Here is a 19,030-nt window from a genome sequence, read left to right as displayed (position 1 = left end):
CGCGCGCTTAGAAGCAAAAGCAGAACAAGAGGAAGAGGAAGAGGAAGAGGAAGAAATACAAGTTTCTGCTTGGCGCTTTAATATTTAAAATGCTTCAGCCATCACACTAACTTAACACCACTGACACCTCACGCAATTTAACTACATGACTCACCGCTTGCGCGCACAAATACCGAAGGCGACATCACCGATATAGATATCCTGCGACCGTCGCCGCTCGGCATCCAACCGCGCCTGCAGGGTGTCGATCCCCACCTGCCGCGCCGTGGCCACGCCATGGGCAATGATCCGCGGCAGGCAAGCGCGGATGATCTCGCCCAGCGGGTAGGCGTTGCCGGGCGTCTGCACCAGGCACTCGGCCCGCAGGTCCTCGACCATCAGCCCCGCCTCGCTGAATACACGGTGCAGGTTAAAGCCGATCTGCAGGTCGGCCCCCTCATGGGCAAGCATGCGCCGCAACCATTGCTGGACCTTGTGGTGCAACGGGAATGACGCCTGGCTGGCCGGGGCCAGGCTGCCATCGTGCTCCTGGAAGATCATCAGCCCGCCAGGCAGCAGAAACCGGGCCAAAGCGCGCAACGCCTTGACCGGATCCGCCTGGTACATCAGTACCCGTCGCCCGACAATAGCGTCGAACAACCCCAGGGCCGCGGGCAACGCGCACAGTTCGGCAGCCACGAACTCAGGCACCGCCGCCCCTTTTCGGCTTTCACGCTGACGCGCGATCTCCAGGGCGCCAGCCGCCCGGTCGATACCCACCACCGCGCCGTCGTCGCCTACCAGGCCGGCCAGCAGCCAGCTCACCTCGCCACTGCCGCAACCGACATCGAGCACGCGCATGCCGGGGCCGATACCCGCGTCAACCAGCAGGCGCGTGGTGAAATCCGCTTTCGCAAGTGCCATGCCATGCTCCTTCCCAGAGCGCCAGTGTGCAGAGCAAAGGGGCACACGCACAAGACTGGCCTATGCTACAGCCACACTAGACCCCGAGCATTACCATGGTTACCGACCCACTGCTGGACAGCTGGCAGCACAACGCCCAGGCCTGGATCGAAGCCGTACGCTCCGGCGCCATCGAGTCCCGCCAGCAGGTCACCGACCAGGCGATACTCCTGGCCGTGCTCGGCCAGCAGCCCGGTCGGGTGCTGGATCTGGGCTGCGGCGAGGGTTGGCTGCTCCGTGCCCTGGCCGCACGGGGGATCGATGCGGTCGGGGTGGATGGCGATGCGACTCTTGTCGCCGCCGCACGCGCAGCAGGTTCGGCGCAGGTCCACCTGGCCAGCTATGAACAAGTGATCACAGGCGTGCAGGGCATCGACCACGAGCATGACCTGATCTGCGCCAACTTCGCCCTGCTCCAGCAAGACATCATTCCCCTGCTCACGGCCATGCGGAATCTGCTGCGGCCCGACGGCACGCTGCTGATCCAGACCCTGCACCCCTGGACGGCAGCCGCCGGCAACTACCAGGATGGCTGGCGCGAGGAGTCATTCGTCGGGTTCGCCGGCGACTGGCGCCCGATGCCATGGTACTTCCGCACCCTCGGCAGCTGGCTGAAGGCACTGGAGCTGGCGGGCTTCAACCTGGTCGAACTGCAGGAGCCGCAACATCCGCAGAGCCAGGTGCCGCAATCGCTGCTGCTGATCGCGCGCAAGGCAGCCTGACCCCTGCGGCCTCTCGTCGCAGCCTTTTCCCTCTTGGCAAATCCTGTACAGGCCTTAAAATCCCGCCTCCTTTTCGCCCGTCGCCCCAACCGGTGGCAAGCCCCCGCAAAGACCGCGTCCGTGCCTCACACATCGCGCATGTGCCACAGGCTCAACCGCCCCGCCCGGCCTTCACCCAACAGGCCCCGCGGTTGACTCTTGCCAAGCTCGCATCCCGCCCAGGCCGCACTGTACGTCGCTGTTCGGCACGTGCAGCCGAAAAGGCGCATCTGAGCTCTTTCCAACCTTGAGGTAACTATGTCTGTGCGTTTGCTGGCGATGGCGCTGGCACCCCTGCTCGGCCTGTTCATCATTGCCCTGGGCAATGGCGTGCTGTCTTCCCTGACCACCCTGCGCCTTGGCGCCGCCGGCGAATCGGCGACCATGATCGGCGTGGTGTCCTCGGCCTACTTCATCGGCCTGACCCTCGGCGCAGTCTTCAACGACCGGTTGATCCTGCGCATCGGTCATATCCGCGCCTACAGCAGCTTCGCTGCCTTGATCGGCGCAACCATCTTGCTGCAGGGCTTGTTCTACGACACCACCTGGTGGTTCGTGCTGCGGCTGATCAACGGCTGGGCGGCGGTCGGCGTGTTCCTGGTGATCGAGAGCTGGTTGCTGCTGGCCGGTGACGCGAAGATCCGCGGGCGCCTGCTGGCGCTGTACATGATCGCCTTCTATGGCGCCGGGGTGATCGCCCAGGCCGCTCTGGGCGAGGTTACCGGGTGGGGCGAGACCGCGCCGTTCATGGTCGCCGGCATGCTCGCCACACTGTCGGTGCTGCCGATCGTGATCCTGCCACGGGTATCGCCGCTGCTGGATCAGGTCGAGCCGCTCAAGCCCCGGCAGCTGCTGGGCGTGGCGCCGACCGGGCTGGTCGGCTGTTTCGGCTCGGGGGTCGCCATCGCCGGGATCTACGCCTTGCTACCGCTGTACCTGCAACGCATCGGCCTGGATGTTGGCGAGATCGGCGACATGATGGCCTGGGTGATCCTCGGCGCCATGCTGTTGCAATACCCAGTCGGGCGCTGGTCCGACCGCAAGGACCGCCAGGACGTGCTGATCGCCCTGGCCGCCCTGTGCACCGTGCTGTCGCTGCTGTTCGTGCTGCTGCCAGCCGACACCGTGCTGCTGCCGGCCTTGCTGTTCCTGCTCGGTGGCGGTGTGTTCGCGCTGTACCCGGTGGCCGTCAGCAGCGCCGCCGACCGAGCCCCGGCCGACGCGTTGGTGCCGATGATCCAGGGGCTGTTGCTGATCAACTCGCTGGGCTCGGCCATGGCCCCGCTGGCCATTTCGCCAATGATGACCGCCTATGGCGAAGTCGGCCTGTTCTGGGCCTTCGCCGTGATCAACCTGGCCATGGTCGGCTTCTTCTTATGGCGTCGCGGCAAGCGCCCGGCACCGGAGCACCCGGCGCCGTTCGCGCCGACCGCGACTTTCTCGCCGACCGGCGCGGAGCTGCGGGTGACCGAGGACCTGATGCACGCGGCGCAGGAACACCCGACCCTGGAAGCGATGGATTCCACGCCCGGGCAGCCGGCGGTGCGCGCGGACGCCCAGTGAAGGCCTACGCCAAGGACCGCCCGTCGCTTGACGGGCACCTTGGCGCTGCCGTGGCGGCCAAAACATGACAGGTCATCCGACAGGAGATTAATCATGTTCAATCCACGCCCCCTCGCCCTGCTGCTCGCCCTGATGCTGGGCAGCACCGCCACCCTCAGCCTCGCGGCCACCGACATGAACGGGAGCGGCACGCACAAAGAGCACACTTCCGAGCAAGGCAAGACCGCCGGTGAAGGCAGCAGCGTAAATACCCCGGGCAGTAGCAACGACAATGACAGTAGTGACACCGGCACTAATTCCGATGCTGCCGACGGCGCTGCCGGTGGCTCCAACAACACGGGGGAAGCCACCGGCAGCGGCGCCGGGGCCTCTGGTGGCAGCGCCGAGGATCAGGACAGCCGCTGACCCGCGATGCGCGCGGATTTCAGCGCCAGTACCGGGGCTCGTCCACCACGCGCTGGTGCTCGGCGAACAACAACGGCAGCTGCTCCTTGAGAAAGTCCAGCCAGGTGCGCACCTTGGCGTCCAGGTAATGCCGTGACGGATAGATCGCATAGATCTCGCGCTGGCGCAGCCGATGCGGCGCCAGCAACCGGCACAAGCGCCCCTCCTGCATCGCCTGGCTCGCCGAGTAGTACGGCAACAAGCCCACCCCCATGCCCAGTTCGGTGGCCTTGAGCATGGCGTCTGCAACGTTGGTGAGGAAGGTGTCCTGGGGCACGATCACGCAATTGTCGGGGTGGCCTTCGAACGACCAGTCCTCCTCGAACAGCGGGTCGACGGTGCGCAGGCAGACGTGCCCGTGCAAGTCCTCGGGGCGCTCGGGTACGCCGTGACGGGCAAGGTAATCCGGGGATGCGCACAGGATGCTGTGGATGCTGCCCAGCGGGATGGCGATCAGTTGCGAGTCCGGCAGCCCCTGGCCGATGGTGATCACCACGTCGTGCCCCTCGGCCAGCGGGTCGGGGTTGCGCTGCGACAGAGTCAGTTCCATCACCACTTCCGGGCAGGTCGCGTTGTAGCGCGCCACCAGCGGCATCATCAATAGCCCCAGGCCATGGGTGCAATGGAAGCGCAAGCGGCCACGGGGCGTGAGGTGGGCGCCACGGGCCTCGTCCACGGCCTCTTCGGTAAGCAGCATGATCTGCCGGGTGCGCTCGAGAAAGCGCTCGCCCGCCTCGCTCATGCGCAGGCGCCGGGTGGTGCGGTGCAGCAGGCGGGTCTGCAACTGGTTCTCGAGCTCGGCGACGATCCGCGACACCTGCGCGGCGGAAATATCCAAGGCCTGGGCCGCCCCGGCGAAACTGCCACACTCCACTACTCGGGCGAAGGTTCGCATCGCATGCAGCATGTCCATGGGCAGGCACTCTCATTCATACATGAAAGGCAGGAATCTATCACGGGATAGCCCATTTATTGTGAAACACAAATGAATGGATCATTAGTTATCCGTAAGAAATGAGGTACCTGTCATGAAACGTTCGATCGCCCTGCTCGCCCTCAGCGCCACCCTCGCCTCGTTCGGCGCCTTCGCCGACAACAGCTCCAGCACCTACGAATACGGCATGCCGCTGGACATCGCCAAGGTCATTTCGATTACTCCGGCCAGCAACGACGCCGATTGCCAGGTCGGTACCGCGCACATGGTCTACGTCGACCACCAGGGCCAGACCCGCGAAGTCGACTACCGCCAGATGGGCAACTGCTCGCAGCTGTAACCCCATGGCAAAAATACCAGCCATCTTGCTGAAAGTGCATTTGCCCGCCTGACACGGCGTCGCATGATCTGCCGGGACAACAACAAGAACGTCTCGGACCATGAATACGATCGATACCTCCACGGCGCCGTCCGTGCGCGCCTGCGACGCTACCCACACCCGCATCACCTGGCGGCTGATGCCGCTGCTGCTGGTGTGCTACCTGTTCGCCCACCTGGACCGCATCAACATCGGCTTCGCCAAGATGCAGATGAGCGCCGACCTGGGCTTTTCCGATACCGTCTACGGCCTGGGCGCCGGCCTGTTCTTCATCGCCTACGCGCTGTTTGGCGTGCCCAGCAACCTGGCCCTGGAGCGGGTCGGCCCGCGACGCTGGATCGCCACCCTGATGGTGACCTGGGGGCTGTTGTCCACCGCCATGATGTGGGTGCAGGACGCAGCCGGCTTCTATGCCTTGCGCTTTCTCCTGGGAGTGGCCGAGGCCGGTTTCTTCCCCGGCATCCTCGTAGTCCTCAATCGCTGGTATCCGGCCCGGCGCCGCGCCCAGATCACGGCACTGTTCGCCATCGCCGTGCCCTTGGCCGGAGTGGTCGGCGGGCCGCTGTCCGGCGGCATCCTGCAGGCGTTTCACGACCAGGGCGGCATGCGGGGCTGGCAGTGGATGTTCCTGATCGAGGGGCTGCCGGTGGTGTTGCTCGGGCTGGTGGTGCTCAAGGCCCTGCCGGACAGTTTCGAGCAGGTGGCTTGGCTCACCGCCGATCAGAAGCGTGCAATGCGCGAGGAAATGGCCCGCGAGGAGCGGCACAAGCCGATCGACTCGATGCGCGGGCTGCTGGGCGACGCCCATGTCTGGTTGCTGGTGGCGATCTATTTCGCGGTGATGCTGGCAGTCAACACCCTGGCCTTCTGGATGCCCAGCCTGATCCACGGCGCCGGCATCGGCAGTGATGGCCAGGTCGGCCTGCTCAGCGCCATCCCTTATCTGGCCGGTTGTCTGTTCATGCTCGGCTGCGGACGCTCGTCCGACCGTCACCGCGAACGCCGCTGGCACCTGTGCGGGCCGTTGCTGATGGCCGCCGCTGGCATCGCCCTGGCCGGATGGGCGCCGGACGACGCCTTGCTGGTGATGAGTGGGCTGGTGGTCGCGGGTATGGGCGCCAGCGCGGCGCTGCCGATGTTCTGGCAACTGCCGCCGGCCTTCCTGGCGGGCGGCACCCAGGCCGCCGGCATCGCCATGATCAGTTCGTTCGGCAGTATCGCCTCGTTCGCCGCGCCTTACCTGATCGGCTGGATGCGCGACAGCACTGCCAGCCCGGGCCTGGCCTTGCAGGTACTGGCCGTGGCCATCGTACTGGGCGCCGTGCTGGTGCTGAAGGTGCCAGCCAACGTGGTCAACCCAAGGTGAGGCGCTTCACGCCAGCAACTCGGTAATCCACAGCGCCTGACGGGTGATATCGCGCACCTTTTCCTCGGGCACTGGCTGGCGCGCCCGGGCGAAATTGGCCAGGGTCTGGTGTTTCTGGCGCAGCATGCGTTGCCACTTGAACAGGAACGCCGGGCTGCGCGCCTGCATCAGCAGCGGGCCGAAGTACAGCTGCTCGGCGCTGTAGCTGACCGACTCGGCACGTTCGGCGACGATGATTTCGTAGTCGAAACGGTTTTCACGCAACACTTCCTCGCAGACGATCCGATAGCCGTTGTCCATCAGCCACTGGCGCAGCGCCTGTTCACCGCCGTTGGGTTGCAGTACCAACCGCTCGTGGCCGCCCAGGTGTTGCCTGCCGACCTCGAGGATGTCGCGAATGGTCTCGCCACCCATGCCGCAGATACTGACTGCGGTGATGCCATCATTTGGCTCGATGGCTGCCAGGCCACTGGCATGGCGCACGGTGATGCGGTCTTCCAGGCCGTTGTCGCGCACGGTGCGCTGCGCGGCCTGGTACGGCGTCAGCGCCACTTCGCCGGCCACGGCCGCGACAATCGCGCCCCGACGCGCCAGCGCCACCGGCAGGTAGCCATGGTCCGAGCCGATATCGGCCAGTCGCGCACCCGCCGGCACATGGGCTGCCACGCGCTCCAGGCGCATGGACAATGTGTGTTCGTTCAACGCAAGCCTCTTTTCACGACCAGGGCCCGACGCCTGTGGCCGGGTGGGGCGCGATTCTGCCGGTCCCGGCCAGGTATTTCAAATGCCCTCGACCGACCGCCCTGCCTCGACCTGCCCTGCACGCTCGCGTAGGCTTGGCGGTTTCCTTCCGTTGCAAGGCGAAAACCCATGGCACACAGCGACATCATCTACACCCCCGACCCGGACGCCGACTCGATATCCTCGGACGTTGCCGAATACAACGGCATCCTGGTCAGCACCCAGATCCCCGTGCAGGCCGACGGCAGCCTGGAGCTGGGCGATATCACCACCCAGTGCGAGTGCACCCTGCAGGCTTTGAAAGTTGCCCTGGAGCGTGCCGGCAGCTCGATGGACCGGGTGTTGCACCTGACCATCTACCTGACCGACATGGCCGATCGGGCGGCGTTCAACGAGGTGTACCAGCGGTTCTTCAGCAAGCCATGGCCGGTGCGCGCGGCGGTGGGCGTGGCTTCGCTGGCGTTCGAGGGGATGCGTGTGGAAGTGACGGCGATGGCGGCCAAGGGCTGATCGCATCAAGAATATCGACTTTTTCTTGCACTGCGCCGTCTGCCAACTGCATCTGCTTGTCAGGCGGCGTGCCCCTCAAACCGAACTTTCAGTCAGGGTGCTCGGCCGACTAATTCGTCTTGCTTGTGAGGCACCATCAGGTTGTCTTATAGACTCCCCTCTACCGTTCAACTCCTCGACTTTCTCCGAGCCCTTGCGAGCAAGTGCTTTGTACTTCCCATTCAAGTCCCCAGCCATGGCATCGCTCATTTTGGAGGCGCCAGCGGTCAGAAGATTGAGAACCGGTAGAACGATTTCCCCAAACGGATCAGATACGCCAGACGCACCTGGACTGATGTCGGCAGCCTTGGCACTCATCTGAAGCTCGCGGTACGTACCGCCTGCCGCAACACCAAATGCAACAGTACTGGTGAGCGCACCGAATACAGCCTGTCCTACATCCCTTTTGGAAAGCGCCGGAAGATCCCTGGCCGCTGCTGGATCCAGTTTCAGTGCCTTTGCTCTGTCCACTTTGTAACTGAACATGTTCCAAAGGGTCAGCAAGTGCTCATGCAACTTTCCTGACGCATACCCGCCAGCTGTGTACAACGCTACGTTCAACGTCGCGATACGCCCCGTAGGATCGTTCCGGTTGACAGGGTCGCCCATGCAGTACGCGTAGACATTCAAGCCCCCCGCCGCAAACGGACTCAATCGATCGGGCGAGTTAAACCGCATGAGCAAAGGATTAAAGGCTCGATACCCATTGCCCAGGTGGTAATGCCCCGTCAGTGAATCACGGGCCTGGCCGCAATAGGCCAAAACGGCTCCACACTTATCAGGAAAGGCCCCATGCGGTGTGTAAGCCCTGGGCAGGCTGGAGCTCCCCAGCACTGATCGCTGCTGGTCGATCACGGACAAACGGCCGGAAGTCATCGCATAACCTTTTTGCAGAACGATTTTGGACCCGACGCTATCACTATCGCGCCGCACGCATAACTGACAAAAATGCCAGGCCCTCTCCCACCGTTTGGGCAAGTTCATCGGTTATGGATGCCCCCGCCCCGATTCACCGCTACAATGCCTGCCTTACCGTGACAGCCCGAACCTATAACGACATGTCCCTTCCAAAGCACCACCTGGAACTGCTCAGCCCTGCCCGTGACGTGAGCATCGCCCGCGAGGCGATCCTGCACGGCGCCGACGCCATCTACATCGGCGGCCCGAGCTTCGGCGCACGCCACAACGCCTGCAACGAGGTCAGCGAAATCGCTGAGCTGGTCGAGTTCGCCCGGCGCTACCATGCCCGCGTGTTCACCACCATCAACACCATCCTCCACGACAACGAACTGGAGCCAGCACGCAAGCTGATCCACCAGCTGTACGACGCCGGTGTCGACGCGCTGATCGTGCAGGATCTGGGGGTGATGGAGCTGGATATCCCGCCGATCGAGCTGCATGCCAGCACCCAGACCGATATCCGCACCCTGGAGCGGGCCAAGTTCCTCGACCAGGCCGGCTTCTCCCAGCTGGTGCTGGCCCGCGAGCTCAACCTGCAGCAGATCCGCAGCATCGCCGCCGAGACCGACGCGGCCATCGAGTTCTTCATCCACGGCGCGCTGTGCGTGGCCTTCTCCGGCCAATGCAACATCTCCCACGCCCAGACCGGGCGCAGTGCGAATCGCGGCGACTGCTCCCAGGCCTGCCGCCTGCCGTACACGCTCAAGGACGACCAGGGCCGCGTGGTGGCCTTCGAGAAGCACCTGCTGTCGATGAAGGACAACAACCAGACCGCCAACCTGCGCGACCTGGTCGATGCCGGCGTGCGCTCGTTCAAGATCGAGGGCCGTTACAAGGACATGGGCTATGTGAAGAACATCACGGCCCACTACCGCAAGGAGCTCGACGCCATCCTCGAGGACCGCCCTGAGCTGGCTCGCGCCTCCAGTGGCCGCACCGAACACTTCTTCGTGCCGGACCCGGACAAGACCTTCCACCGTGGCAGCACCGACTACTTTGTCAGCGACCGCAAGATCGACATCGGCGCCTTCGATTCCCCAACCTTCACTGGCCTGCCGGTGGGCGTGGTCGAGAAAGTCGGCAAGCGCGACCTGCTGGTGACCACCGATGTCCCGCTGACCAACGGCGACGGCCTCAATGTGCTGGTCAAACGCGAGGTGGTGGGCTTCCGCGCCAACATCGCCGAGCTGAAAAGTGAATCCGAGGAGGACGGCCAAAAGCGCTACCGCTACCGCGTCGAGCCTAACGAGATGCCCGAGGGCCTGTACAAGCTGCGCCCCAACCATCCGCTTTCGCGCAACCTCGACCACAACTGGCAACAGGCGCTGCAACGCACGTCGTCCGAGCGCCGGGTGGGTGTCGAATGGCATGCCGTACTGCGTGAGCAGCGCCTGATGCTGACCCTCAGCAGCGAGGAAGGCGTCAGCGTGCAGGTCGCCCTGGACGGCCCGTTCGGTGCCGCCAACAAGCCGGAACAGGCGCTCGAGCAACTGCACGACCTGCTCGGCCAGTTGGGCACCACGATGTACCACGCCAACGCCATCGAACTCGATGCGCCCCAGGCGTTCTTCATTCCCAACTCGCAGCTCAAGGCCCTGCGTCGCGAGGCCATCGAAGCGCTGACCGAAGCACGGGTCAAGGCCCACCCGCGTGGCGGTCGCAAGGCCGAGACCACGCCAGCGCCGGTGTACCCCGAATCCCACCTGTCGTTCCTGGCCAACGTCTACAACCAGAAGGCCCGCGACTTCTACCACCGCCACGGTGTGCAATTGATCGATGCCGCTTACGAGGCCCATGAAGAGCACGGCGAGGTGCCGGTGATGATCACCAAGCACTGCTTGCGCTTCTCCTTCAACCTGTGCCCCAAGCAGGCCAAGGGCGTGACCGGCGTGCGCACCAAGGTGGCGCCGATGCAGCTGATCCAGGGCGATGAAGTGCTTACCCTGAAGTTCGACTGCAAGCCTTGCGAGATGCATGTGATCGGCAAGATGAAGAGCCATATCATCGACCTGCCGACACCAGGCAGCGCGGTGGCCCAGGTGGTCGGGCACATCAGCCCCGAAGACCTGCTCAAGACCATCCCGCGCGCGCCGCACTGAGGCATGACCCGTCGTCGCTCCAACAGACTTCACCGGCGGCGGGTCTAGACTGAACAGGGGGCTGCCACACGTGGAGGTGTGAGATGAGCCAGTTCAAGCGATTGTTCGTCATGCTCGGCCCGCAGATGCGCCATACGCCTGCCCTGCAGCGCGCCGCGGCATTGGCCGAGTCCAGCGGGGCACTGCTGGACCTCAACGTCTTCGTCGACGATGTCGACACCTTTGGCTTGATGAGCGACAGCCGCGAACGCGAGCGACTGCTCGACGACAATCGCCAGTGGCTGGCCGACGAGGCCGAGCAGCTGCGCAATGCCGGCCTGGATGTCTCTACCGAACTGCTGCTGACCCGTGATCCGCTGGGCAGCGTGCTGGCGCAGATCGAGCGGCTGGGCTGCGACCTGCTGGTCAAGGACGTGCAGCACGAACCCATCCTCAAGCGCCTGCTGGTCACCCCGCTGGACTGGCAACTGCTCAAGGACAGCCCGGTGGCGGTGCACCTGGTCAGCGACATCCGCCTGCCTTTGCCCCGGCAGATCGCCGCAGCGGTCGACCTCAACTGCCATGGCGCCGGCGAGCACCTGGACGACGCGGTGATCCATAGCGCCCATGCCCTGGCTCTGCAATGCAACGCCGAACTGCACCTGTTGCATGTGTGCGATGCGGCCAGGACCCATATCGCCGACTTCGGTGCCGGCACCGTGACCATGCCTGGCTTCGACACCAGCGTGCGCACGGCCCAGCGCACGGCCTTCAACCGCCTGGGCGACCATTACCAGATCGACCTTGACCGCCGTCACTTCCTCGAAGGGCCGGCGGTCAAGGCGCTCACCCAGTACATTGCCGCCAACCGGGTCGATGTGATCGTCATGGGCAATCACCGTCACGATGCCCTGCAGGCATTTCTCGGCGGCACAACGGCGCATGTGATGGAGCATCCGCTGTGCAACGTGCTGGCGATCAAGGCGGTGCGCTGAAGTCATCGCGGGGCAAACCCGTTTCCAGCGCGTGGAAGCGGGGCTGCTCCGCGGTGGAGCGCAAGTACAGGATCAGAACGCTTTGCTGTAGAACAGCGAGTACGACTCGATCCCGTCGTTAGGCTGCTTCAGCCCGGCGTTGGAGTAGTGCATGGCGCGGATGCCGATCTTCTGCTCCGCCGGCAGCTTCAGGCCGAAACCGATCCGGTCCTCGAAGTTCACCGACGAGCCAAGGCGCTGGTCGCCCACGTCGGTCTTGGAGAACGCCGCCAGGCCAATACCCGCCTCGATGAACGGAGTGTAGGTAAAGCCACTGAATTCATAGACGAACACCGGGCTGATCGACAGCGAGTGGGCCCCACTGGCCTCGCCGCCTTCCCAGTAGGTGTAGGCCGCATCCCAGTATCCGGTCAGGTGCCCGGTGCTGCTTTCCAGCCATTTCTTGTCCCAATCGAAGGACAGGCCGATGCGGTAGGTCATGTCGCCCTGGCCAGTGGCGCCCACGGCACCAGACATCTGCGCGGCCTGGGCCAGGTTGGCGCCGGCGAGTGCCAGCACTGCAACGGCCAACGTTGTGGCCAGACGGGTTTTCATCAATGACTTTCTCCTGATGGTCTTCACGGACAGGGCCGCGAAATGCGCGTCCCTGCGTCGATGGAGGCTACGCCCCTCGTTTTTCCTGCATTGGCACCCCCAGACTGTACAAGGGTTACAAGCGGTAATACTTCTTTGATTATTGTCAGAATGTACTGATAGTGGGAAGTGATTTGCCACTATTGGCTAAAGGACATTGGGTGCTCGCCATTGGTTCAGTCGTATTCCGCTTCCTCGTGTTCACCCAGCAATCGGCGCTGCCTGGGCGTCGCTCGCCCCGCGACAGGAAACTTACCGCCAATTGAGATCAACCCGCGCCGGCGCCTTGCCGTCCACCGTCACCTGCTGCTGCACCGTCTGGCCCTCGGCATTGCCGACCACGCGGTAGTGCCCAGGGGGCAATTGCACGAAGATCAACGGACCGACGTCCTGCAACGTCAGTACCGACTGGCCCTGGGCCGATTGGATATCCACCGCGGCACCACTCTGGAACTTGCCTTCGGCACCGGTCGAGAGGGTGATGTGCAGGTCGTAGCCGGGTGTGCGGCGCAGGGCATCGGCTTCATCCTGGCCGATACCGCCCTGCAGGTAGCGGATGCCGTTCTGTTCCTGGGGCTGCAATTGCACGCCCTGCGGATCGATGGGGGTATTCAGGTCGGTGGCCGCTGCAAGGTTCCAAGGCATGGCCAATGCCAGCAACAGCGCGGCGCAAAGGCCGTAATGGTGAGTGCGCATGGTGCATTCCTCCCTGGTGGGATGGTCTACACAATTTGGAGGGTTTTCCGGGGCTCGGGTTCGCCCGTTGACGCACCGTTAGTCCGCGAGGCGTTGCCCTCAAGACAAGGGCAGCTCACGACGCTCCTCCAGCAACTTGATGAACATGCTCAAGCTGCGCGACACCGTCCCCCGTCGCCACACCAGCCAGGTCTTCAAGTAGCGAAAATCCTCGGCCATCGGCCAGGCGCTGACCGTGCTGCACCCCGGCATGTTTTCGAGCATGCTGCGCGGCATCATCGCCAGGCCTGCGCCTGCGCTGACACAGGCGAGCATGCCATGGTACGACTCCATCTCGTGGATCTTGCCCGGCACCGCCTGGTCATGAATGAACCAGCTTTCGAAATGGTGGCGGTACGAGCAGTTGGCGCGAAAGGCGTAGATGCTCGAGCCGTTGACGTCCCGGGCACGGGTCACGGGCGGGTGGTTGAGCGGTGCGATGACCATCATCTCTTCCTCGAACACCGGCATGCCTTCCAGCGTCGGGTGCAGCACCGGTCCATCGACGAAAGCCGCCACCAGGCGCCCGGACAACACCCCTTCGAGCATGGTCCCCGACGGCCCGGTGGACAGGTCCAGGTCGACCTTCGGGTAGCGCTGGTTGTAGGCCGCCAGCAAGGCCGGGATGCGCACCGCGGCGGTGCTTTCCAGCGAACCCAGGGCAAAAGTGCCCTGGGGGTCCTCCCCCGCCACGGTCAGGCGTGCCTCGTGTACCAGATCGAGGATGCGCCGGGTGTACTCGAGGAAGTTCCAGCCGGCCGGTGACAGGCGCAGGCGGCTCTTCTCGCGGATGAACAGCTCGACACCCAGGTCCTCCTCCAGCTGCTTGATACGGGTGGTCAGGTTCGACGGCACCCGATGGATCTGCTGGGCGGCGGCGCTGATGCTGCCGTGCTCGGCCACGGCCTTGAACATCTCGAGTTGCACCAGGTCCACAGTCATTCTCCAAACGTGAATGTTTCGCTCATTATTATTCAGTTTTCATTAAAGCGCGCCACCACTAGTCTGCGCTCACCCCATCAGAACAATGAGAGTCCTGCCATGAGCGAGATCAGCAGCCTGACCCACGCCATCTCCGTCGACCCCTACAGCGGCGAACGGATCGGCCATTACGCCTTCGACACCGACGCCGCACTGGACGCGGCGCTGCAACGCGCCAAGGCCGGCTACAGCCAGTGGCGCAAAGTGTCGCTGGGTCAGCGCAGCGAGTACCTGGTCGCGCTCGGGCAGGCCCTGCAGGCCAACGCCGAGGCCTTCGCGCAGATGATCGCCCGCGAGATCGGCAAGCCGATCAGTCAGGCCCGCGGTGAAGTCAGCAAGTGTGTCGGCCTGTGCCAGTGGTACGCCGAACACGGCCCGGCCATGCTCGCGCCGGAGCCGACCCAGATCGAAAAGGCCCGTATCGAATACCGTCCGCTTGGCCCGATCCTCGCCGTGATGCCGTGGAACTTCCCGGTCTGGCAGGTGCTGCGCGGCGCGGTGCCGGCGCTGCTGGCGGGCAACACCTACGTGCTCAAGCACGCGCCCAACGTGATGGGTAGCGCCTACCTGCTGGCCGACCTGTTCAAACGCGCCGGCCTGCCTGAGGGCGTGTTCGAAGTGCTCAATGTCACCCCAGAGGGCGTCACCCGCGCCATCAACGATCCGCGCATCGCCGCCATCACCCTGACCGGCAGCGTGCGCGCCGGCATGGCCATCGGCGCGCAAGCCGGTGCGGCGCTGAAGAAGTGCGTGCTGGAGCTGGGCGGCTCCGATCCGTTCATCGTACTGGCCGATGCCGACCTTGATGCCGCGGTGAAGGCCGCCGTGATCGGCCGCTACCAGAACACCGGCCAGGTCTGCGCCGCGGCCAAGCGCCTGATTGTCGAAGAAAGCATTGTCGAGGCGTTCACCCACAAGTTCGTCGAGGCCACCCGTGCGCTGACCGTCGGCAATCCGCTGGACGACGCCACCTACATCGGCCCGATGGCCCGCTACGACCTGCGCGATGAACTCGACGGCCAGGTCCAGGCGACCCTCGCCGAAGGCGCCACCCTGCTGCTGGGGGGCAAAAAGGTCGAGGGTGCGGCCAACTTCTACGAGCCGACTGTATTCGCCAACGTCACCCCGGACATGACCGCGTTCAAACAGGAGCTGTTCGGGCCGGTGGCGGCGATCATCAGCGCCCGCGACGCCGACCACGCCGTGGCGCTGGCCAACGACAGCGAATTCGGCTTGGCCGCAACCATCTACACCGCCGACTATGCCTTGGCCGAGCGCATGACCGCTGCGCTGGACACCGGCGGCGTGTTCATCAACGGCTACTGCGCATCCGACCCCCGCGTGGCGTTCGGTGGCGTGAAGAAAAGTGGCTTTGGCCGTGAGCTGTCACACTTCGGCGTGCGCGAGTTCACCAATGCCCAGACGGTGTGGCTGGATCGCAACTGATCCCCGCTCCCCGTTACCACCGCTGCGGGAGCGGCTCCAGCCGCCCCGCACCTGACGTTGCCGCCTGGCCATGCGCAACTGGGCTGCAAATCGGCCCGATCCTGTATCTTGAATCCCCTTCCCATACACGAATAATCGAGCACCTCCCCAGCGAACCGGAGGTACCCATGAGCCTGCAACCCGACACCCGTCGCCTGACCGTCCCTGAACTGGCCGCCATGAAGGGCCGGCAGAAGATCGTCGCCCTCACCGCCTACAGCACGCCGATCGCTCGCCTGATCGACCCGTTGGTGGACTTCATCCTGGTGGGCGACTCGACCGCCATGGTCGCCTATGGACGGCGCTCAACCTTGTTCATGCGGCTGGACGAAACCATCAGCCACACCCGTGCCGTGGTCGACTGCACCCAGCACGCCTGCGTGATCGCCGACATGCCGTTCGGCAGTTACCAGGAGTCCCCTGAACAGGCACTGCGCAGTTGCGCCAGGGTACTGGCCGAAACCGGCTGCGACGCGGTGAAGCTGGAAAGCAACCGCGCACTGGCCGCCACGGTGGCGTTCCTGGTCGAGCGGGGTATTCCGGTGATGGCCCACGTCGGCCTGATGCCGCAGTTCGTCAATGTCCTGGGCGGCTACAAGGCACAAGGGCTGACCGAGGAAAGCGCCGCCACCATCCATGCCGATGCGCGCGCCAACCTGGCCGCCGGCGCCTTCAGCCTGCTGCTCGAGGGCGTGGCCGAGCCACTGGCCCGACGAATCAGCGAAGAAAGTCGGCAGCCTTGCATCGGTATCGGCGCCTCCCCGGCCTGCGATGGCCAGATCCTGGTCACCGAGGATCTCCTCGGGCTGAGCGGGCCGCGCAAGGCGAAGTTCGTCAAGCAGTACGCCGACGTGTCGACAGTCATCCGCTTAGCCTGCGCCCGCTATGCCAATGAAGTGCGTCAGGGTGAGTTCCCTGAACGCGAGCATTGCTACGGCAGCTGAGGTGCCTGACGGATCGCCCGGGCCAGCTTGACCAGCGCAGCTTCGATGTCCAGCTGCCAATCGACGGTAAAGCTCAGCCGCAGATGGTCGCACCAGAACCCAGCCTGGCTGAACAACGCCCCCGGCACGATCACCACGCCCTGATCCAGCAACTGCTTGCACACGGCCTGCATGTCTACCGGGCGCACCGCCTGCAGCCAGAACGTGGCGCCCGCCACGGGCATCGTCAGGCGCAGGCAGTCGGCGGCGTGACGCTCAAGCAACTGCGCCATGCGCTGCCGGCTGCGTGCCAGATGCCGGATCAGCTGGCCCTGGTGCCGAGCCAGGCGTCCGGAGCTCAACAAACGGGCAACGGCCTGTTGCCGATAGCTCGGCAATCGAAAGCCCTGGGCAAGAAAGGCTTGGGCCAGGCTCGGCGTCGCGCCACGGCACAACAGGTAGCCGAACGGCGCCTCTGCGCCGATGCACTTGTCGAAGCCGGCCAGCACCAGCAAGCGCTCTGGGTCGGCATAGTCACGGTAGCGCTGGCCCGTCGCAGCCTCGCACAGCGCACCATAACTGTCGTTTTCGATCAGCCATGCCTGGTGCTCGGCCAACAGGGCACACAGGTGCTGTTTATCCTGGATCGGCATCACGCCGCCCTGGGGTATGTTGACGGTCGAGGACAGTACCGCCGCCCTGATCGGCTTTTCGCTGAATACTCGCGCCACGGCCTGCAGATCGAAGCTACCGTCCGCGCCAAGGGGTGCCTCGACGATCTGCATCCCCGCCGCCTGCAGCAGCCGCAGGACCAGCCAGGAGCAAGGCGACTCGACCAGTACCCAGGCCCCCCGTGGCAGCAGTGTGCGCAGCGCAAGCTCGAACACGCTGCGCCAATCGGCGCCAACGAACACCTGGTCGGCCTGCCAATGATCATCCACGCCACGGCTGTAGCGGCGGGCCAGGGCCTCGCGCAGCGCCGGTTCGCCAAAGGGCGCGAACGGTGGTGCGTCGGCACGGGGCAACTGGCGCAGCAGCTCGCGTTCGACACTCAGCAACGGCCCCTCCAGGGACGCCAGCATGGTCGGGGAGTCGCTGCTCAAGGCCAGCATGCCCGGTTGCCGGGCGCTGGCATACAAACAGTCGATCAGGCTGAGCGCAGGCGGCAGCCGCGACGATGCTGCACCGGCCACGCTGAAGTAACCAATCTTGGGGCGTGCCTGGATCCGCCCCTGGGTTTCAAGCAGGGCGAAAGCCTGTTTGCTGGACGACAGCGAGACGTTCAGGTGCCGGGCGACATCGCGCAGCGAGGGCAACCGATGCGCCAGCTCCGGTGCGCGGGCATCAAGCCAGTCGCTCAGGTAGCGGTGGACTTTCTGGTAGGTGAAACGGGGCGTCTGCGCGGTGTCCATACCGGTCCTCCGATAAACTGCGGCAGGCACACTAGCAAGCTTTGCCGCACTGTCCTAGGCTCTGCACCAAATGTATCTGCACTCGCTCGGAATGCTCATGTACGCCAGTACATTCCGCTTCCTCACCCCGTTTCGCCTTGTCTGGCCTTCGCGCAGACACATTTGCTACAGACCCTAGCTTGCCCGTCGCCGCTTGAGCGTTTCGCTCGGCAGTTCGCGAAACAGCTGCCGGTAACTTTCGGAAAACCGTCCCAGGTGCCAGAACGACCAGCGCATCGCCACTTCGGCCACGGTCGCGTCACCGGCCAGCAGATCGCGCCGCGCGCCGTTCAGACGACGCAGGCGCAACCAATGCGCCGGTGGCAGGTTGGTGAAACCCTTGAAGGCTTGCTGCAATTGACGCACGGAAACCCCGGCGACCTTGGCCAGCTGCAGCAGGTTTAGGGTTTCGTCGGGGCAGTCGGCGGCCCACTCGCTGACCCGGCGCATGATCGCCCGCTCCTCGTCGCGCCGCCCCAGCGCCTCGCCCTGCAGGCGCTGGCCGGCGTTGTCGAGGATGAACAGGCAGTCCTCCAGCAACTGCTCGCCCAGCGCCCCGCCCTCCAGCGGGCAATCGGCCTGTCCCAGCTGCGTGAGCGTGGCGCTCAGCCAGTTGCCGAACAAAGCGTTCTGCTGGCAGGTCAGCGGCACCATGAACAGACCGCGCAGGCGGTCCAGGTCGAGGCCGTGGCTGGCCAAAAACGGCTGCTCGAACACCACCGCCACTTCCTGGTAGTTCTCCGGGGTGATCCAGATATTGCGGCTGTCTTCATTGAGCAGATAGAGGCTGTTTTCGCTGCGGTCGAAGCAGAACGCCAGGGCGCCGCTGGGCGCGCGAAAGAACTGCTCGACCCGGGTGTTCAGACGCTCCTCGTAGACCTCCACGCCATCGAGGCCCAGCCAGCGCAGCTGGCCGTTGAAATGCCCGGGCGACATCTGCCGGTATTGCTGCTGCCAGCCAGGGGTGACGCGGGTCTGTTCGGTCACATCGGTGGTGCGGTAATCCTGGACCTGCAAGGCGGTTGGCGTTGTCACGCGCTGTCCTAGTTGCACTCTTTTGGTGCATTAATTGCCGAAGAAAGTGGATAGATCACCCTGGGGGGCAGCGAC

General features: G+C 64.5%; 19 protein-coding genes. 10 read left to right on the top strand and 9 right to left on the bottom strand.

The window, feature by feature from the left end:
* Positions 1-150 precede the first annotated feature (150 nt).
* Positions 151-903: a methyltransferase domain-containing protein gene (locus ACQ4OD_RS08375; protein WP_198754587.1), complete on the bottom strand. Its 753-nt coding sequence runs from the start codon at positions 901-903 to the stop codon at positions 151-153.
* A 95-nt stretch (positions 904-998) separates the two neighbouring features.
* Here ACQ4OD_RS08375 and ACQ4OD_RS08370 point away from each other — a divergent pair, with 95 nt between their 5' ends.
* The 3 genes from ACQ4OD_RS08370 (at position 999) to ACQ4OD_RS08360 (ending at position 3,671) form a co-directional block, all read left to right on the top strand.
* Positions 999-1,664: a class I SAM-dependent methyltransferase gene (locus ACQ4OD_RS08370; RefSeq protein WP_430944154.1), complete on the top strand. Its 666-nt coding sequence runs from the start codon at positions 999-1,001 to the stop codon at positions 1,662-1,664.
* Positions 1,665-1,961: 297 nt separating this feature from the next.
* Positions 1,962-3,266 (top strand): MFS transporter, encoded by a 1,305-nt coding sequence (locus ACQ4OD_RS08365; protein ID WP_198754585.1) that lies wholly within the window; start codon positions 1,962-1,964, stop codon positions 3,264-3,266.
* Positions 3,267-3,359: 93 nt separating this feature from the next.
* Positions 3,360-3,671: a hypothetical protein gene (locus tag ACQ4OD_RS08360; protein WP_139670999.1), complete on the top strand. Its 312-nt coding sequence runs from the start codon at positions 3,360-3,362 to the stop codon at positions 3,669-3,671.
* Between the two features lie 19 nt (positions 3,672-3,690).
* Here ACQ4OD_RS08360 and ACQ4OD_RS08355 read toward each other — a convergent pair whose 3' ends face one another.
* Positions 3,691-4,623 (bottom strand): LysR family transcriptional regulator, encoded by a 933-nt coding sequence (locus ACQ4OD_RS08355; RefSeq protein ID WP_046855759.1) that lies wholly within the window; start codon positions 4,621-4,623, stop codon positions 3,691-3,693.
* Between the two features lie 115 nt (positions 4,624-4,738).
* Here ACQ4OD_RS08355 and ACQ4OD_RS08350 point away from each other — a divergent pair, with 115 nt between their 5' ends.
* Complete coding sequence (locus ACQ4OD_RS08350; RefSeq protein ID WP_139670997.1) at positions 4,739-4,984, top strand: DUF2790 domain-containing protein; 246 nt, start codon at positions 4,739-4,741, stop codon at positions 4,982-4,984.
* Positions 4,985-5,084: 100 nt separating this feature from the next.
* Complete coding sequence (locus ACQ4OD_RS08345) at positions 5,085-6,389, top strand: MFS transporter (protein WP_430944153.1); 1,305 nt, start codon at positions 5,085-5,087, stop codon at positions 6,387-6,389.
* A gap of 6 nt (positions 6,390-6,395) precedes the next feature.
* On the opposite strand, the gene ACQ4OD_RS08340 is transcribed toward ACQ4OD_RS08345, so the two are convergent.
* Entirely contained in the window at positions 6,396-7,091 is a 696-nt protein-coding gene (locus ACQ4OD_RS08340) for a tRNA (adenine(22)-N(1))-methyltransferase (protein ID WP_430944152.1), read from the bottom strand.
* A 168-nt stretch (positions 7,092-7,259) separates the two neighbouring features.
* On the opposite strand from ACQ4OD_RS08340, the gene ACQ4OD_RS08335 reads away from it, so the two are divergent.
* The gene (locus ACQ4OD_RS08335; protein WP_038706040.1) at positions 7,260-7,640 is read left to right on the top strand and encodes a RidA family protein; all 381 of its coding nucleotides are present in this window, start codon (positions 7,260-7,262) and stop codon (positions 7,638-7,640) included.
* 75 nt (positions 7,641-7,715) lie between these two features.
* Here ACQ4OD_RS08335 and ACQ4OD_RS08330 read toward each other — a convergent pair whose 3' ends face one another.
* The gene (locus tag ACQ4OD_RS08330) at positions 7,716-8,663 is read right to left on the bottom strand and encodes an RHS repeat-associated core domain-containing protein (RefSeq protein ID WP_430944151.1); all 948 of its coding nucleotides are present in this window, start codon (positions 8,661-8,663) and stop codon (positions 7,716-7,718) included.
* Between the two features lie 74 nt (positions 8,664-8,737).
* On the opposite strand from ACQ4OD_RS08330, the gene ACQ4OD_RS08325 reads away from it, so the two are divergent.
* Together ACQ4OD_RS08325 and ACQ4OD_RS08320 are read left to right on the top strand one after the other, a co-directional pair.
* Positions 8,738-10,738 (top strand): peptidase U32 family protein, encoded by a 2,001-nt coding sequence (locus ACQ4OD_RS08325; protein WP_430944150.1) that lies wholly within the window; start codon positions 8,738-8,740, stop codon positions 10,736-10,738.
* Between the two features lie 83 nt (positions 10,739-10,821).
* Positions 10,822-11,712 carry a universal stress protein gene (locus ACQ4OD_RS08320; RefSeq protein ID WP_139670989.1) on the top strand — a complete coding sequence of 297 codons (891 nt, stop codon included), beginning with the start codon at positions 10,822-10,824 and terminating at the stop codon, positions 11,710-11,712.
* 72 nt (positions 11,713-11,784) lie between these two features.
* On the opposite strand, the gene ACQ4OD_RS08315 is transcribed toward ACQ4OD_RS08320, so the two are convergent.
* The 3 genes from ACQ4OD_RS08315 to ptrR all read right to left on the bottom strand — a co-directional run bounded on the left by ACQ4OD_RS08315 (position 11,785) and on the right by ptrR (position 14,016).
* A complete protein-coding gene (locus ACQ4OD_RS08315; protein ID WP_139670987.1) occupies positions 11,785-12,306 on the bottom strand; it encodes an acyloxyacyl hydrolase in 522 nt (173 codons plus the stop codon).
* A 291-nt stretch (positions 12,307-12,597) separates the two neighbouring features.
* Entirely contained in the window at positions 12,598-13,041 is a 444-nt protein-coding gene (locus tag ACQ4OD_RS08310) for a carboxypeptidase regulatory-like domain-containing protein (RefSeq protein WP_198754581.1), read from the bottom strand.
* 99 nt (positions 13,042-13,140) lie between these two features.
* Positions 13,141-14,016, bottom strand: coding sequence for a putrescine utilization regulator PtrR (gene ptrR / locus ACQ4OD_RS08305; protein WP_102682356.1), 876 nt, complete (start codon positions 14,014-14,016; stop codon positions 13,141-13,143).
* Positions 14,017-14,121: 105 nt separating this feature from the next.
* Between ptrR and ACQ4OD_RS08300 the strand changes: the two genes are divergently transcribed.
* On the top strand, positions 14,122-15,507 hold the full coding sequence (locus ACQ4OD_RS08300; protein WP_110699293.1) for an aldehyde dehydrogenase family protein: 1,386 nt from the start codon (positions 14,122-14,124) through the stop codon (positions 15,505-15,507).
* A 167-nt stretch (positions 15,508-15,674) separates the two neighbouring features.
* Complete coding sequence (panB, locus tag ACQ4OD_RS08295; RefSeq protein ID WP_139670984.1) at positions 15,675-16,490, top strand: 3-methyl-2-oxobutanoate hydroxymethyltransferase; 816 nt, start codon at positions 15,675-15,677, stop codon at positions 16,488-16,490.
* Here panB and ACQ4OD_RS08290 read toward each other — a convergent pair.
* Both ACQ4OD_RS08290 and ACQ4OD_RS08285 read right to left on the bottom strand, forming a co-directional pair.
* Positions 16,478-17,881, bottom strand: coding sequence for a PLP-dependent aminotransferase family protein (locus ACQ4OD_RS08290; protein WP_430944149.1), 1,404 nt, complete (start codon positions 17,879-17,881; stop codon positions 16,478-16,480). The two genes, panB and ACQ4OD_RS08290, sit on opposite strands and share 13 nt — an antisense overlap.
* Before the next feature lie 174 nt (positions 17,882-18,055).
* Complete coding sequence (locus ACQ4OD_RS08285) at positions 18,056-18,955, bottom strand: helix-turn-helix domain-containing protein (RefSeq protein WP_139670980.1); 900 nt, start codon at positions 18,953-18,955, stop codon at positions 18,056-18,058.
* Between the last annotated feature and the right edge of the window lie 75 nt (positions 18,956-19,030).

Origin of the sequence: Pseudomonas sp. WC1, from assembly GCF_050586565.1 — a bacterium.
Lineage (GTDB): Bacteria > Pseudomonadota > Gammaproteobacteria > Pseudomonadales > Pseudomonadaceae > Aquipseudomonas.
The sequence above is the reverse complement of the archived record's forward strand: the minus strand, read 5'-3'. Positions and strand labels throughout refer to the sequence as shown.